This window comes from Aldersonia sp. NBC_00410, from assembly GCF_026342035.1.
Lineage (GTDB): Bacteria > Actinomycetota > Actinomycetes > Mycobacteriales > Mycobacteriaceae > Aldersonia.
Map to the genome: position 1 here is coordinate 156,111 of NZ_JAPENM010000001.1, position 15,463 is coordinate 171,573.

General features: G+C 63.9%; 11 protein-coding genes. 2 read left to right on the forward strand and 9 right to left on the reverse strand.

Going from position 1 to position 15,463, the window contains the following annotated elements; translation table 11 throughout:
• Nucleotides 1–110 precede the first annotated feature (110 nt).
• Complete coding sequence (locus OG921_RS00685) at nucleotides 111–1,052, reverse strand: glycosyltransferase family 2 protein (RefSeq protein ID WP_266110424.1); 942 nt, start codon at nucleotides 1,050–1,052, stop codon at nucleotides 111–113.
• A gap of 37 nt (nucleotides 1,053–1,089) precedes the next feature.
• Nucleotides 1,090–2,076, reverse strand: a complete 987-nt coding sequence (locus OG921_RS00690; RefSeq protein WP_266110425.1) for a hypothetical protein — start codon at nucleotides 2,074–2,076, stop codon at nucleotides 1,090–1,092.
• Between the two features lie 290 nt (nucleotides 2,077–2,366).
• Between OG921_RS00690 and OG921_RS00695 the strand changes: the two genes are divergently transcribed.
• Nucleotides 2,367–3,545: a hypothetical protein gene (locus OG921_RS00695; RefSeq protein ID WP_266110426.1), complete on the forward strand. Its 1,179-nt coding sequence runs from the start codon at nucleotides 2,367–2,369 to the stop codon at nucleotides 3,543–3,545.
• Between the two features lie 8 nt (nucleotides 3,546–3,553).
• Nucleotides 3,554–4,873: a UDP-glucose/GDP-mannose dehydrogenase family protein gene (locus OG921_RS00700; protein ID WP_266110427.1), complete on the forward strand. Its 1,320-nt coding sequence runs from the start codon at nucleotides 3,554–3,556 to the stop codon at nucleotides 4,871–4,873.
• Between the two features lie 48 nt (nucleotides 4,874–4,921).
• On the opposite strand, the gene OG921_RS00705 is transcribed toward OG921_RS00700, so the two are convergent.
• The 7 genes from OG921_RS00705 to OG921_RS00735 form a co-directional block, all read right to left on the reverse strand.
• On the reverse strand, nucleotides 4,922–6,445 hold the full coding sequence (locus tag OG921_RS00705; RefSeq protein WP_266110428.1) for a lipopolysaccharide biosynthesis protein: 1,524 nt from the start codon (nucleotides 6,443–6,445) through the stop codon (nucleotides 4,922–4,924).
• Nucleotides 6,446–6,580: 135 nt separating this feature from the next.
• A complete protein-coding gene (locus OG921_RS00710; protein ID WP_323182629.1) occupies nucleotides 6,581–7,486 on the reverse strand; it encodes a WecB/TagA/CpsF family glycosyltransferase in 906 nt (301 codons plus the stop codon).
• 102 nt (nucleotides 7,487–7,588) lie between these two features.
• Entirely contained in the window at nucleotides 7,589–9,541 is a 1,953-nt protein-coding gene (locus OG921_RS00715) for a thioesterase domain-containing protein (protein WP_266110429.1), read from the reverse strand.
• Nucleotides 9,542–9,636: 95 nt separating this feature from the next.
• Nucleotides 9,637–10,860 carry an FAD-dependent oxidoreductase gene (locus OG921_RS00720; RefSeq protein ID WP_266110430.1) on the reverse strand — a complete coding sequence of 408 codons (1,224 nt, stop codon included), beginning with the start codon at nucleotides 10,858–10,860 and terminating at the stop codon, nucleotides 9,637–9,639.
• A gap of 562 nt (nucleotides 10,861–11,422) precedes the next feature.
• Entirely contained in the window at nucleotides 11,423–12,871 is a 1,449-nt protein-coding gene (locus OG921_RS00725) for a GNAT family protein (protein ID WP_323182631.1), read from the reverse strand.
• A 15-nt stretch (nucleotides 12,872–12,886) separates the two neighbouring features.
• The gene (locus tag OG921_RS00730) at nucleotides 12,887–14,263 is read right to left on the reverse strand and encodes a glutamate-1-semialdehyde 2,1-aminomutase (RefSeq protein WP_266110432.1); all 1,377 of its coding nucleotides are present in this window, start codon (nucleotides 14,261–14,263) and stop codon (nucleotides 12,887–12,889) included.
• Nucleotides 14,264–14,356: 93 nt separating this feature from the next.
• A complete protein-coding gene (locus OG921_RS00735) occupies nucleotides 14,357–15,436 on the reverse strand; it encodes a class I SAM-dependent methyltransferase (RefSeq protein WP_266110433.1) in 1,080 nt (359 codons plus the stop codon).
• Between the last annotated feature and the right edge of the window lie 27 nt (nucleotides 15,437–15,463).

A 15,463-nucleotide genomic window follows, 5' to 3' on the forward strand; every position in this document is an offset into this window, starting at 1 on the left:
CCAGATTTCGCGGAAGAACGGCACGAACTCGCGTGGGCCAACTAACGTTGTATACACGGCCGCAGACGCTGTCCTCGAGCACGATGCGCGCGGTCTTCATGGTGAGCAGCTCACCGGTCTGCTCGACCGCATTCTGGGTTGTCTCTACCTGTCTTTGCTCGGCCTGGAGGTAGTTCGCTTCGCAGCATGTCGACCAATTTCCGCGAGCGGCGAACGACGGCACGCTGGTGCCGACGCAGATAGTAATGGCGCACAACGGCTCGGCGTGCACTGCGGCGCTGCCGGTCGTCGAGCCCTGATTGGTCGACCCACCGAATCATTTCGCGCGCGGCGAGTGCGGTCGAGATACGACCCTGCCAGCGCGGCACCGCAAATCGCTGTGCAAGTACCGACTGTGATTCGAACTTCCAGTTGCGCCGCATCAGAACCTCGGGCACGTGTGCCCACGGTCCGGTGAGCGCCATCTTTGCGGCGAACACTTCGTCGTCGCGCAGCATATTGCGCCGCGGTATCGCGAGCATCGTCTCCCTGCGGAACAGCCCGTATTCGGGATCCATCAGCAGGTAGCTCTCGTTGAGCAACCGCAGCATCTCGGCGAATCGGCGGACCGGATCATCCGAACCAAGGTCCGCCCCCGAATACTCGGCGGTTTCGGTGCGGCCATCGACCCCGGTGTAGCCCACCTGGTTGGTGACGAGCACCAGTCGTTCGTCTGCCGCGAAGGTATCCACACCCATACCGATACAGGCGGGATCGAGCCAGTCGTCATCGCCGACATAACGGAAGTAGGTACCGGTGGCGAGTCGCAGCGCGGCATCGAAGTTCGGATTCAGCCCGATGTTCACCGGATGGCGGTGATACACGACCCGCTCGTCCTGCGCAGCCAAGGTCCGGCAGAGGTCCTCGGTGCCATCGGTCGACGCGTTGTCGCAGATGATCAACTCGAGGTTCTCGTACGTCTGCGCGAGTATGGACTTGATCACCGGTTCCACCCGGTCGGCGCCGTTGCGGACCGGCAGCCCGATCGAGACGAGCGGGGCGGACACGCTCATACACACTCCTTCGGGCGCGGCCCGATGCCGGCCGGCACTACACCCGCTCGAGCCAGATTTCACGGAAGAACGGCACGAACTCGCGGGGGCAACTTCCGTTGTAGACGCCACCGCAGACGATGTCCTCGAGCACGATGCACGGTGTCTTCATGGTGAGCAGCTCGCCGCTCTGCTCATCGAGGCACACCGTCACCCTCGCCTTCACCCGGGCGACCTTGCCGCAGTGCCGGGCCGATTCCTCCTCGAAGCCCATTCCCCGGTTCATCCGTTCGGCATTGAGCGTCAGCTCTATCTGCTCCTTGCTCTTCACGCGGACGAGTTCACCCACCTGAAGATTGAGGTCCTCGACGGGAGTCCGGCCGAGCGCAAGGCCCCGAACGAAGCCCCACGGTAGACCGTCGCGGAACCACATTCGTTTCGGCAGGAACTTGCGGCTCAGGCCCTGGAACCGGTTGAACAGCAACACCAGGAACGCGAGGAACGACTGCACCGCGGTCACGTTGCCGGTCTGCACGTCCCGCACGTACTGCCCGATGTTTCGCACCGGAAGGCAGGTCGGCGCCGCGCGCATCAGTTCGGTGGCCTGGCAGGAGTAGCGCGGCGAGCCGTCCGGGCCGGGCGCGCGGCGAGTGTTGATCTCGAGTAGCGGCAGATCGATGCGGCCACTGCCGGACGGACTCGGGGTGCCCGGCTCGACGCGTTTGAGCCACGCTTCCTTCCAATACAGCGAGCATTCGGTCTGGCAGCCACCATGCGCCGATCCGTCGCAGCGCGAACCCATCAGGTGAACAGCGTTGGACATCTTGTGCAACCCGGTCTTGGTGACCGTGTCGCATAACTTGTGGGCGACCTTGTGGACTGTCAGTCGCTGACCGCAGAACGGCAGCATCTCGGGCATGAACGGGAGGTTCTCGTATTCGCCGCGCTCGTCGAGTGTCGCGAGGATCTCCTCCGCACTCCTGACCTCGACGAGCTCACCGACCCGCAGGCCCAGCGGAGACGAACGAGTAATCGACTGAGTCATATGGGAGCTACTCCTGATCGGTCCTGGCTGAACGAGAAATTCGACATCCGTCGACGGCCTGCGGATCGACGCGCGCGATCCATCAACGCGCGCGGGTTGCCGTCACAACATCCCCATCGTTATCGAATCCGGGTTCGTTTCACCGGTTGGTGCACGAAATTCTGCACGAGCAACAAGGCCAGGACCAGGGATAACCGGACATTTGCGACACGCAGTCCCGGAGCCGGAAACAGGTGGATCCGGAGCCCGGTGACCAGTAACAAACCCGCGTACCACACCGACACTCTGGCGTGCGGGAAAATACCTCGACGGCAGAGAAAAACGATGTTGTCGTAACGTTCGGCCTCGAGTCGTTCGACGACGCCGTCGAACGCGAATTTTGTCGTCCCGCCGACCAGTTGCTGCTCGCGCTCGCCGCGGACGACCGGATAGGCGAACTGCTGGTCGCGGACCCGTGGCGGTCCTCTGTCAGCGCACTGAAACGCCGGCGGGTGGCGCGGCTCAGCACACCGCTCGAGATCGGCGGTCGCACCGCCGTCCGCGTCCGCCCGCAGCGGGTGCGCCGGCGCGATCCACTCGACCTCGCTACGACCGAGGCCTCCTATCGACGTTACGGAGAGTTGCTGGGCCGGGCCCTCGCCCGCGGGCGCGGCGAACGCGAACCCGCCCCCGCATCCGCGGTCCTGGTCACGTGCCACCCCTGCATCGCCGCATTCTGCGACGCGCCCTGGATCAGCAAGATCATCTATTTCGGCCGCGACGACTGGGCCACCGGCGCCGAAGTCGCCGAATGGGCGGATATCTATGTCGAGGCCTATCGGCGTATCGACGAGCGCAAGGCCACGATCTTCGCCGTCTCCGAGGAACTCGCCGAACGACTGTCGGCACGAACCACCGTGGTGCCCAACGGTGTCATCGCCGACATCTGGCGGCCGCACCTCCCTGCACCGGCGCGGATCGCGCAGTTGCCCGGCCCACGCGCGATCTACACAGGTTCGCTCAACCAGCGCCTCGACCGGGAACTCGTCGAAACGACCGCGCGGAATGTGGGATCGGTCATCATGCTCGGGTACGCAAACGACCGCCCCACGGTCGACTGGCTCCGCTCGATAGACAACGTGCACGTCTTCGAGCCTGTGGGCCAGCGTGAACTCGCCGCCACGGTTCAGGCGTGCGATGTCGGGCTCATTCCCCATGTCGATCATCCGTGCGTCCGCGCAATGTCGCCCTTGAAGCTCTACGAATACCTCGCGGGCGGGATTCCGGTTCTGTCTGTCGACCTACCACCCGTACGCGGTGTCGACGAGACCCGCGTGCGCATCAGCGATTCGGCCAACTGGGCAGAAACCCTCGCCGAGGCGATCCGGATGGGCCCGGCCGACGAGGATCATCGACAACGCTTTATCGACGACGTTTCCTGGCAGCAGCGAATGCAGGTCATGGTGGACGCCGCGACCGCACCCGAGTAAGGGCAAGCATGCGCATTACAGTCATCGGCACCGGCTACCTCGGCGCGACTCATGCGGCCTGCATGGCCGAATTGGGCCACGAGGTGCTCGGTGTCGACGTGGATCACGACAAGGTCGCCCGACTCGCGGCGGGCAAACTGCCCTTCCACGAGCCCGGCCTGCCCGAACTGCTCGAGCGTGGAATCGCCTCGGGGCGCCTGTCGTTCACGTCTTCCTACGAGGAGGCGGCCGCATTCGCCGATGTGCACTTCCTGTGCATCGGCACGCCGCAACGCCGCGGCGAAATGGGCGCGGACCTGTCGCATCTGCAGTCCGCGGTCGACGCACTCGCCCCCTTGTTGACCCGCCCGGCCACGGTGATCGGCAAGTCCACGGTGCCGGTCGGTACGGCGGCACAGCTCGGTGTGCACTTGCGCGCGCTCGCGCCCGCCGGTGGCGAAGTCGAATTGTGTTGGAGCCCCGAATTTCTGCGTGAGGGCCATGCCGTCGAGGACACGTTGTCACCGGACCGGATGGTGCTTGGCGTCGACCCCGCGCGGCCGAGTCGCGCGGAGGCTGTGGTGCGCACTATCTACGCCCACGCGCTCGAGGTGGGGACTCCGCTTATCGTCTCCGATCTCGCTACCGCGGAACTCGTGAAGACCGCGGCCAACGCGTTCTTGGCCACGAAGATCTCATTCATCAACGCCATGTCGGAAGTGTGCGAGGCGTCCGGTGCGGACGTCACGGTCCTCGCGGACGCCCTCGGTCACGACAAGAGGATCGGCCGCCGGTTCCTCAATGCGGGACTCGGTTTCGGCGGCGGCTGCCTGCCCAAGGACATCCGCGCATTCATGGCGCGTGCGGGCGAACTCGGCGCCGAGGAAGCACTGACGTTTCTGCGCGAAATCGACGCGATCAATATGCGTCGACGCACACGCATGGTCGAACTCACTCGGCAGGTGTGCGGCTCCCTCCTGGGTACGCGCGTGGCCGTGCTGGGAGCGGCCTTCAAGCCGGATTCGGACGACGTCCGAGACTCACCCGCGCTCAACGTGGCCGGCCAAATACAGTTGCAGGGTGCGATGGTGAGTGTCTACGACCCACAGGCGATGGAAAATTCGCGAAGGCTGTTCCCCACCCTCGACTACGCCGCTTCGGCCCGCGAAGCGTGCACGGGGGCGGACGTCGTACTCGTGTTGACCGAATGGCGCGAGTTCGTCGAGCTGGCCCCAGCGGATCTCGATGGTGTCGTCCGCCAGAGAGTCATCGTGGACGGCCGAAATTGCCTCGATCCGACGGTGTGGCGCGACTGCGGCTGGACATATCGCGGCATGGGACGGCCGTAAGAACCGCGTTGGTGATCGCGCAACCCGGCTCGCAACGCGAGTTTTCGGTCAGATCGACGTCCGGTGTCGACCCCGACCCGACCGGTGTCGACCCTGATCTGCAGGGCTGGGTCGAAGCGAAGGCTCGTTCCGACGTCCGCCTATCATGCGACGAACCATGAAGATCAACTCTTCGAACTGGCGCCGGTGAACTAGCCACAGCACACCGATTCCCACCGCGGCGCCCGTCAACCCGCCTACGACGAGCACGAGCAGTTCGCGCCCTGGAATACTCACCGAGACAAGTAGATATGCGGCCGAGACCCAGGCTGCGACGTGAATTCCGGGAAGCCAGGCGGCAGCCTGGCTACCCAGGCTCATCCCAAGCAATCGGCGCCGCATCAGCCATTCGACCGGCACGATCGCCGCAGTCGCGACGGTGTATCCGGCCGCAACTCCGAACGGGCCGAAAGGTAGCCCCCCCACGATGCCAATGGTGGTAAATATTGCGGTTAGCCAGGCGTAGCGGAGATTGAGCCCGGCGTCTCCGAGCCCGAGCACCATCGGCGTCGTCGAGGGTCGGTAAATCGCTTGTGCGGCACCAGCGAGCGCAAGCACCTGGATGATCGGAATCGCGGGCGCCCAGTCCGGGCCGAACAGAACAAGAACCAGCTGTGGTGCACCCGCCGCGACCAAGGCCATCACGGGAAGTGCCAGGATCGCCAGCGTACGAGTCGCCCGCACCATCTCGCTGCGCATCCGATCGATATCGAATGAAATCCGCGCGAATGCGGGAAACAGCACGCCACCGACGGTTGTGCAGGCAAGTTGCACCGGCAGGAGCAACAACCGATACGCCAGGCCGTAGAACGCGAGCGCCTGGGGACCCTGGAATCTGCCCACGAGCAAGTTGTCGATGTTTCGCGAGAACGAGTTGATTAACAGGCCGGCCGCGAAGGCCCGCCACGAGAAGCCCGCAATCTCTCGTAGCAATCGGAATTGCATGTTGGGTCGGTATCCGGCACCCATTATGAGCAGCACGACCAGCAGAACCGCGTCCGTGCTCACCACCTGGACCACAAGTGCCCAGTACGAACCCCCGGCGAATGCGACAGCGAGTCCAAGAATGCCGCCTGCCAATGCGGAGACGACGTCGGCAATACCGATCAAACGGAACTGCAGATCGCGGGCAAGCAACACGCGAGGTGTGACCGTCGCAGCGCGGAGCAGGAGATCCGGCGCAAGCATTACCAGCACCAGCGCCAACTGTGGGGTGTTCATCCAATCCGCCCACAAGGGCGCGATCGCGATCGTGGCCACACTCAGCGCCGCGCCGACGCCGAGATTGACGGTGACCACGACGCCCGGCATGCCCGGCTCGAGTTTCTCCCGCTGCACCAGTGCGCTGGAGAACCCTTGATCGAGCAGGATCGACACGATCCCTACGAACACCATCGCTTGGGCGACGATGCCGAAATCGTCGGGTCCGACGATCCGCGCGAGCAGAATCGTGAACACGGTGCGGGCCACCTCACGGCCGACGACGGAGATGCTGCTCCACCGCATGCCGGAAGATAGGCCTTGCTCAGCCACCTGGTCTCCACGCCGGCTCTATCACGGGACTTCTCTCACTGGTCTGTACGGAACTGCAAAACGCGATCGCCCGTGCATGAGATTCGCGGTGCCAGCCGCGACCGTTACGTTTGGGAGTTGTCACGTTCGACTGGTTCACAAGCCGACCGACACGAACGCTGAATGTTCGCTCGCCAATCTGGCACGCCGTGCGACGAGCCATGCCGGTGGGCCCTGCACCAGGTATCGGTTGGCCATCCGCCGCGGTTCCATCGCGAGCCGATACAACCACTCGATTCCCAGGTCCTGCATCGGCTTCGGTGCCCGTGATGCGGCACCGGCAAGGAAGTCTGCGGCGGCGCCGAACGCCAATGCGACGCGCGCGCCGGATGCTGTGCCGTAGCGATCGATCCAGAGTTCCTGGCGGGGTTTGCCCAACCCGACTACCAGCAACTCGACCCCCGCGCCCCGCACGGCCGCCGCCAAGGTCGCCGCACGCTCGGGATCCTCCAATTCCGCACGCTCGGGCGCCCAGAATCGTACGTCGGTCAGACCAGGAAACCGCTGCCCGAGTTGCTCGGCCAACGCTTCGTGCACATCCGCCCGGCCACCGAGGAAGCCAACCGAGCTGCCCTGTTGCTCCGCGATAGCCAGGATGGGTGCCAGCAGGTCGGCGCCGGTCAATCGCGGCCAATGCACACCAGTAAGCTTGCGTGCTCGTCGCACTATTGGTGCCCCGTCAGCGAGCAACACCCAGTCCACGTCTCCAGCGCCGATCACATGCGGCTCCCGCGTGGGTGAGCGTCGCGCGAAGTGATGCAGATGGTCCAAGTTTGCCGAGCCCACCGCAAGGAGCCGACCCCTCGGCCGGATCTCGAGCTGCCGCCGAATCGATCCGAACACGACCGATTCGCGGCACGCCGCTACCTGGACAGCGTCAATCAGTATCGTCGCAACCGCCCGGTCATTCAGCATCGATACCCCGTCCTGGACCAGACGGTCCGTGCCCGTGCGGACCTTCCGCGGAGCGGGCCACTCCCATATTTTCGAATTCGGGGACATCGGTGTTACTCCTCGCAAATCCGCGGCCCGACTCGCATCGGTATCGGGGTTGGCCAGGTTCAGGTAGCTACCGGGGCGAGCGTTCACTCGAGTACGGAATTCTCAGTGCGACGGACTCGACCTTCGCCTGAGGCGACGGCTGAGGCTCCGCTCGATACGCGCAGGCATACTTCGAGTTCGGTCGGCAATTCGTTGGCCCCGCCGAATCAACGCGGGAGACCGCACTGGCACATCGGCAGCCGAGTGGTACGGGTCGTCTGCGGGGAGCGCGGCTGGAAAGAGCGCGAAAGCGGTGTCCCGCGCAAAGGTGCCCTCGACGAGGAGATACGCGGTCGGCGTGACTCTGGGGTTCAGCTCCAGCAGCACGGCATCACCGGTGCCGGTCAAGACGAAGTCGAATCCGCAGAAGCCACTCAGACCCAACCGGGCGACGAGTTGCTCCGCGGACGCCACCATGGACCGATTCTCGATGGGTTTGACGACCGTCGCGGCGCCGGCGTCCGGCATCGCTCGAACGACCTCCAAACAGGCGATCGAGAGAATCCGACCGTCGAGGCATGCCACCGTCGCGATTGCGTCGCGACCGGCGGCGAAGACCTGCGCGTTGACTACAGGCCGCTTGCGAGTGGCGCAATCGATCAGCGTGCCAACTTCGAAGTTCACCAAGAGTCGCTTGATCGCCTTCAGCAGCGTCGGGGGGCGGGAGGCAGCGCGCCAGGCGCGCGCGATGCCCTTCGCATTCCGCGCGACGACGACCCCGCGGCCACCCCAGCTACCGTCCGTTTTCAGCACGACTGGAAAACCGTGCCGGTGCAGCCAGGCACGTAACGCGGCAAGATCTCGGACAACCGCTGTTGGCGGCACGGGAACTGCCAGTTCGCTAGCAACGTCCGCTAGCCCGGTTCGAGACTCCAGAACCGGCCAACTCGAGACGAGCCCCAACGATCGGGCAAGAACGTCGGCCATCGGCGGATCGGAGACGCAAACCTGCCAATAAAGCCGGCGCAACAGAGAGAGCGCGCGTTCATCGTCAGGAAGGACAATATCGGGCCGCGTTTGTCGAATCGCGTGCGCGATCGACCCCATTCGGTTGAATCGGCTGACGGGTCGAATGCTCACCACACCCTCGACCGCATCGAGGGGGTGAGATCGCGGCCGGCAGGCAGAGACTTCAAAGCCGGACTCGACGAGCGTGCTCGCCAATCTCGCCGCCGAGAACCACTTCATGGTCGTGACAATCATGGGGCGTTCGAAGCCCGGCCGCGGACAGAGGCCCGGCCAGTCCGGGCGAGCGAGCTCGAGCCGGTAATCGATCAGGCGAGCCACCGCCGACGCGCCCTCGCGCATGACGGTCAGGTGATCCCCTGCCACTCGGTCAATATCCAGTCGCCGCGCTCTCGATGCCCACAGCCGCGCAGTGTCCGCGCCGAAATGCACACCGGAAGTAGGGGCGATAAGTGTAATAACGCCGTCGTAAAACGCCGGCTCGTATCCGATCATTGCGGCGTATGCCTGCTTCGCTGAGGGTGTCTCGTCGACCGGAGCCAGATCACTCGTCCCCTCCCTGCGTTTCGATAGCCGTCGCGCCAACCGGGTGCCTCGATGGAGGGTCTCGGCGAGTGCCTCGCGCAGCGGCAAACGAGCAATTCGCCCCAGTTGTCGGGCCGTGCGTCGAATCATCGAAGTCGCCCATACATTACGTGGCCAGAAGCGCTCGTCGTATATCGCGTCGATGAGGAAGAGACCGGTCACAGATTCACCGGCAGCGCGCAATTGCTGCGCCATCTCGAGGGCGAGAAGGCCGCCGTAGGAGTAGCCGCCGAGGCGATATGGCCCGCGAGGTTGGCATTGCCTAGTTGCGGAAACCATCAGTCGAGCGATCTGGCGTAGCTCGTCCGATGGCTGGACTGAATACACCACCGGTGGCAGAACCGCGAAAACTTCCTGCCCTCCCGAGAACGAGTTGACCAGCGGTAACAGTTCGTCGGCGGCGCCCTCCAGTCCGGGAACGAGAAACAACCTGTCACCAGACGAGCCTTCGCGCAGTTGCAACACGCGAGCCGCTCCGTGACCCAGGTGTGCATGCTCTGGACCCGGACTCAGCGAGATTGACCCGTCTCCCGCCGACTCGGAAGCCGCAGTCGTGCCCGTCACGCGTTGGTCGCCGCGCGGACAGGCTCCCGACCGCTGGTGACCTTCCTCAGCCGGCGAGCAACCAACGGGGCAATGTATTCAGCGCCGACCATGAAGCGCATCAGGGGGCCAAAGCTGTCCACCGCCGGAGGGCCAACGAAGTAAAAGCCCGGAACCGAAGATTCGGAGAAACGAGAAACCATCGGCATGTTCTCGTGCGTTCGAAGTTCTCTTCTCAACCCGTCGCTCAGGAAGGGCAGTCGGGCCACATCTGGCCGATAGCCTGTCGCCGAGACGACGTGATCGACCCGGAGTTCGCGGCGGCTTCCATCCGCACACCGAAGTACCAAGCAGACTTGGCCGTCCTCCTCGTACGCAGAATCGATGTGCACACCGAGAAAGGTCGTTACCGCGTCTTCGAACCGAGCCTTCATTGCGAACGCGGAACTCGGCCCCAAGTGTCGCTTCACGATCTTTAGCCGCGCCTTACCCGGAAGAACGCGGAACAATCCCGGAAGATTCTGGCAAGCCCACGATCGCCACCCCGGCCCAATACCGGTCGCGGGCGCCTTCAGTCGTTCCCCCCGGCCGCGCGGACCCACCGCGGGCGCGGAAGCGAATTTGATCCGGTCACGCCGCGTAACAAGCGACACGGCGGCACCCGCCTCCGCCATCAATGTAGCGATGTCGACAGCCGAAGCCCCAGCCCCAACCACGGCAATCCGTTGGCCGGAGAACTGGGACAGACCGCTGTGCGCAGAACTGTGCGAAGCCAAGTTGCCTGGGAGACCCATGAGTTCCTCGGGCAGCACGGCGAAATGGGAAATACCGACCGCCGCGACGACGGTGTCTGCGGTGAATGTTTCGCCGTCGTCCAATCCGACCAGGAAGCGACCGGCGGAGCGCTCGACGGAGACGACTTGCCGGTCCTCCAACTGTGGTACGAACCGCCGCTGAAAATCAGTCGCGTATTCGTTGAAAACATCGAGCCGCACCGGGAGTTCAGTTGGGTGGTACGCCACGGAGTGTTCGGCGCAGTACGCGGCGAGAGTGCCGGCGCCGGAGGGCTCTGACAGGTTCGACGCAAAACCATCCGACTTCAGCAGCATCCCAGCCGGAACGTGGTGCCGCCACGTATCCATGGCCGGTCCGAATATTCGGTGGTCGACACCGAACGCGCGCAGGTGCGCGGCTATTGATAGTCCGTAGGGACCGGCTCCGATGATTGCAACCTGCGTCATCCTGCAACTCCTTAGACCGTAAAGGTACGGCCATCTTTCGGTAACCTTCGGTTCCAACCCGCTTCGCGTTACGGCCGGTTTATGGGCGACCACATGGTCCACGTCGCCGCGAACGACGAAGCTGGCAAACTGTCCCAACTCCTTGTTTTCGAACGTGGACTCCCCGCCGTTTCAACGTCCTCCGGCAATGCGGATGACGATGCGACCGAACGGTGTCCAAATGGCACCAGATGCGGCTCGATAGCGGACATATACGGCATTTCCGGCACAGAATCTCTCTGCGCCATGCGGTATTCGCAACCTCCGCCCCTGCCGCCCTGGCCGGAGAATCGGCTAAATCGACGAATTGCCGAAATCTTCAGGTCCGACGTGACGCGCGAGTGCGATCATGAAGACCATTCGGGCTAATTCACGCCAGCCACCGAGATGCTGCTCCATCGCGTGCCAGGCGACAATCCGCCAGCGCTCGGTATAGCGGACAGCGATGTGGCCGAACGGCGACCATCAGCATCTCATGCCGCTCGATGACGGGCGATCCGATTTTCCCGGCGCCGACTTGGACCTACTCAGTAGGTTGGTTCGTCGCCCGCGTGCACGCCCATAGATCCATCGTGCGAAATGTCGCGTCCGCGGCCGAATAGCAGTGCATCGTCCCTTCACGTCGCAGCCCAACATTTTCGGCGAGGCGTTCGGCGTTGCTGTTGCTCGGATCAAGTGCGATCGAGACTCGACGCAGCTGCAGATCTTCGAAGGCATGGCGCAGCACGGCGCGAACCGCGCACTTGGCTATGCCTCGATTGGCGTGCCCGGGAGCGACGCACACGAAGAGTCGCGCCGAACGGTTTCCGTCGCCCAGGCCGGACAGGCCGCAAAATCCAACGACGTGGCCATTGGCCTCTATTGCCAGCGCGCGTGTGCTGTGTTGCCGTGCCAAGCACGACGTTCGATAGAGAGTTTGCTGCCGGTAGCTCTCCGGGGCCGAGGTGCCGAGGCGTGATGCAGGGCCCAGATAGAATTTCAAGTCGGGCCGGTACTGATCGACGATGCGCGCCAAGCTTGCGCGATCCGACCGATTCGCGGTGCGTACCCGAAGCCCAAAACCCGAGCATTCCAAGTTAACCCGCCGAACCGCCGCGAAACCAGCGAAAAGCGCGCGAAGACGGACGTACTCGAAACGTGCGATCCCGCCTGCCAAAATCCGCGCCAGTCGCAGTGTGTTGAATGGCCTGACGTCTCGCGATTCGGCGGCCCGCGGTGGTCGCATTTCGGCGGACGCCGACGCGCGGGTCAGCGAGGACGCGTTGTCGCGTTGTTTCCAGCGGTCGGCTGTCATCGACCACAATTCGTGGTCCTTCGTCCGCCCGCCTGCCTCCATGTAGTCGACCATGACCGCCTCGCGCAGGAATCCGAAGGTCGGCATGCCCTGCAATATCGGTGCGTTGTCGACCGCGATGGGAGCGGTGACACGAAACACTCCGAGGTACTCGAACGCGTACTCCAACAGCATCTCGGTTGCGACGCTACCTACGCCGAGACGTGCGAATTCGGAGTCGATCCACAAGCTCAGTTCGCCGGTGCACGCTTCGTACGGCACGAGCACAAGATTGATCTGACCGACGAACCGACCGTCCACCTCAACGGCCAAGGGCAGACCGTTCCCCGAATGTGCCCACGACCAATACCTGATGCACTCATCGATCCAACGGGATTCGGTGTGGCGCTCCTCCCAACTCATCGGTGAGGCGAACCAGAACGGTTCGATGAGCCGGCGGTCCCGCAGTCGGATGCGGCTCCAATCGGCGAAGTCGGCAAACCGCGGCGGTCGCAGGACCACCGACCTTCCGCCGAACCAGACGGGCCCGATCCGGACACGCGAGATAGCCGTTCCCGGACGTTGTTTGTTCATGCTGATCTTCCCCGGACCGTCGAGTTCCGACTGCTTCCGGACGATTGTCGACACGCGGCTGCGACGCAGTCGCGGAGCTTCTGCCACTCGCATCGCATTGATCATCGTTTCGTGCCTCACTCAGATAGCGGTTGGAGCGATACGACGCGGCGCGGCGCCGCGACGGATCGCCGGAGCAACCGGTCTACCAATCAGCAGTCCCTCGACTGTTCCTGCAACAATCGCCTTACGGTAGAGGTCGAGCGCCTGCCGCACCGCATCAATCGTCAGATCGATGTCCGCGTCGGTGTGCGCTGCGGAGACAACGAACGACTGTCCCAAAACGCCGCGGTTCAGCAGTTCCTGTAGAAACAGCGTTCGGAATCCCTGAGAAGGCGCCTTGTCCTGATCACAGGTGGTGAAAACCAGACAGGACGGTCGGCCGATCACCCGAACATATTCGGCCACGTCGAGTTCAGCGGCAGCAGCGTTGACACCCTCAGCCAGGCGCTGTCCGGCGCGTTCCATCCGGCCGATCGGATCTACCGTTTCGTAGGCTCGAACCACCGCGCGGAACGCTGCCAGCGCGGAAGTCTCGGGGCCATGGGTGGTCGAAAGGAGAAAGACTCGGTTCCGGTCGGTGTTCAAGCCGCCAAGTTCCATCAACTCGCGCTTTCCGGCAAGCGCGGCGATGGGGAACCCGTTACCCATCGCCTTTCCCCAGCACGACAGGTCCGGCGTCACCCCATAGAGCGTCTGGGCACCGGGCATCGCCCACCGAAACCCGGTAATCATCTCGTCGAACACCAGCACAGCACCGTATGTGTCACAGAGGGCGCGCACGCCGGCCAGGAATCCCTCGGCGGGCTCCATCGTCGCCGTCGCCGCCTCGAGGATTACGGCCGCAATGCCGTCGGGATTCGCCTGGAATCGAGCCTCCAACGTCGCGAGATCGTTGTAGTCGAATCGAACGACATCTGCGGTTGCGGCAACAGGAATTCCTGCGGCCATCTCGGTCAAACCGATGAACCAGTCGTCGACGGAGAAGAACGGGAGCCGGCAGACGGCAATGCTCGTGCGGCCGGTCGCCGCCCGTGCCAATTTGATCGCAGCCGTCGTGACATCGGAACCATTCTTGGCGAACTTCACCATTTCCGCGCCGGGGACTATTCTCAAGAAATCCTCTGCCGCAAGAACTTCCAGCTCGGTTGGCCTGGTGAAGTTCATCCCGTCACACATCGCGGCGTGCGCGGCGTCGACGACCGGACGATAACCGTGGCCCAGTACAACCGACCGAAGCCCCATGCCGTACTCGACGTACTCATTGCCGTCGACATCCCAAACCCGCGCACCCTCACCGCGGGTCAGGATCGGCGTCATGTGCTCGGGGTATTGGTCGGAACCACGGGCATAGGTGTGCGCACCGCCGGGTACGAGTTCGTGCAACCGGGCCTGCATGCGGTTGGACCGGGCGAAGGAGCGAGAACAGTCGGAGACGTTCCGATCAGCTGCGGTCATGCGCACAATCCTTACGCTCGAGACGGACCCGTGCTGCGAAGCGCGCCGCGTGGAACGTCGCAGTGGTCGATGGTGTGCGAGCTGCCTCGATGATCATGGCCGGACCACCCAGCGCCCAGCGAGCGACGGAAGGCTTTGCGAAATTTCTGGGAGCAAGTCGGGAAGGGTAAGTAAGACCTTGTCCGGCTCGGACGACGTCAGGTCGGCGGGGCTGATGATCGGCACATCGGTACCTGGCATTCGGCGCCCCTGCTTCGTCGGTGATGCGTCGGCCACTGCCTGAACCAGCCGCCGGTCTACATTCGCCAGGCTGAACAGCGCCACTGCGCGCGATGCCGCACTGTAGGCGAAAACCCTTCGCCCGGTGGCTGATTCCGCACACAACCATTCACGAAGCGCGCCCACCTGTTCATCGAGCGCGCCTTGGAGTGTGGATACCGCATGATGATCGCAGATTCCGAGTTCATTCTCCTCCGCGAGAATCTTGGCAACCGCGGCGTCGGGCGCGACCTGTCCGTGCACCGCCGCGATCAACACCGTGCCACCGTACAGATCGAACTCCCACGCGGAAGCAGGGCTCATCCCCGCGTCGGCGAGCAATCGAAGCAGTGCATGCAGTGAGTAGTACGCAAAATGCCCGTGCCGCAGCGCATTCCACTGACCCTCAGTCACGATACTCACCAGTGAGTGGTACTGGAGCAACAGCACCCCGTCCGGCGCGGTGGACTCGGCGCGCTCCCGAAACGCTGCGCGTTGGTCGGGTTCGTGCATGATGCCGAGTGTGTCGAGAACGAGGCTTGCGGGTGTTTGGGGAGTCGCGAGCGAAAATCCGCGCTCCTGTAGCAACGGCAGCCAGCTTCCGCCATGTGGACTACCGAACTCCCGGACACTTCCGCCTCGCAACCAACCGGCGCCCGAGACCCTCGAAACGGCGTCCTCGGCCTGGTCGCGCAGTGCCTGCGGTTCAACGCCGCGCGGTTCCTGGGTGACAGTATCGTCGTCGGCGAGTTGGGCCAGCGCACACGTCTCACACAACACCATGACGAGCGGATGCGCCGATTCGCCGGCCCGCACCGGCTCGTCCGCGGGCGGGAAGTAATCCGCGGCCGGCACGGCCCCAACGTCGAGCACGGTGTGGAGATCCGTGCCGCCGCATCCTCTACACGCGCGCATGACGTTCCTCGCATCTGGTTCCGGTGT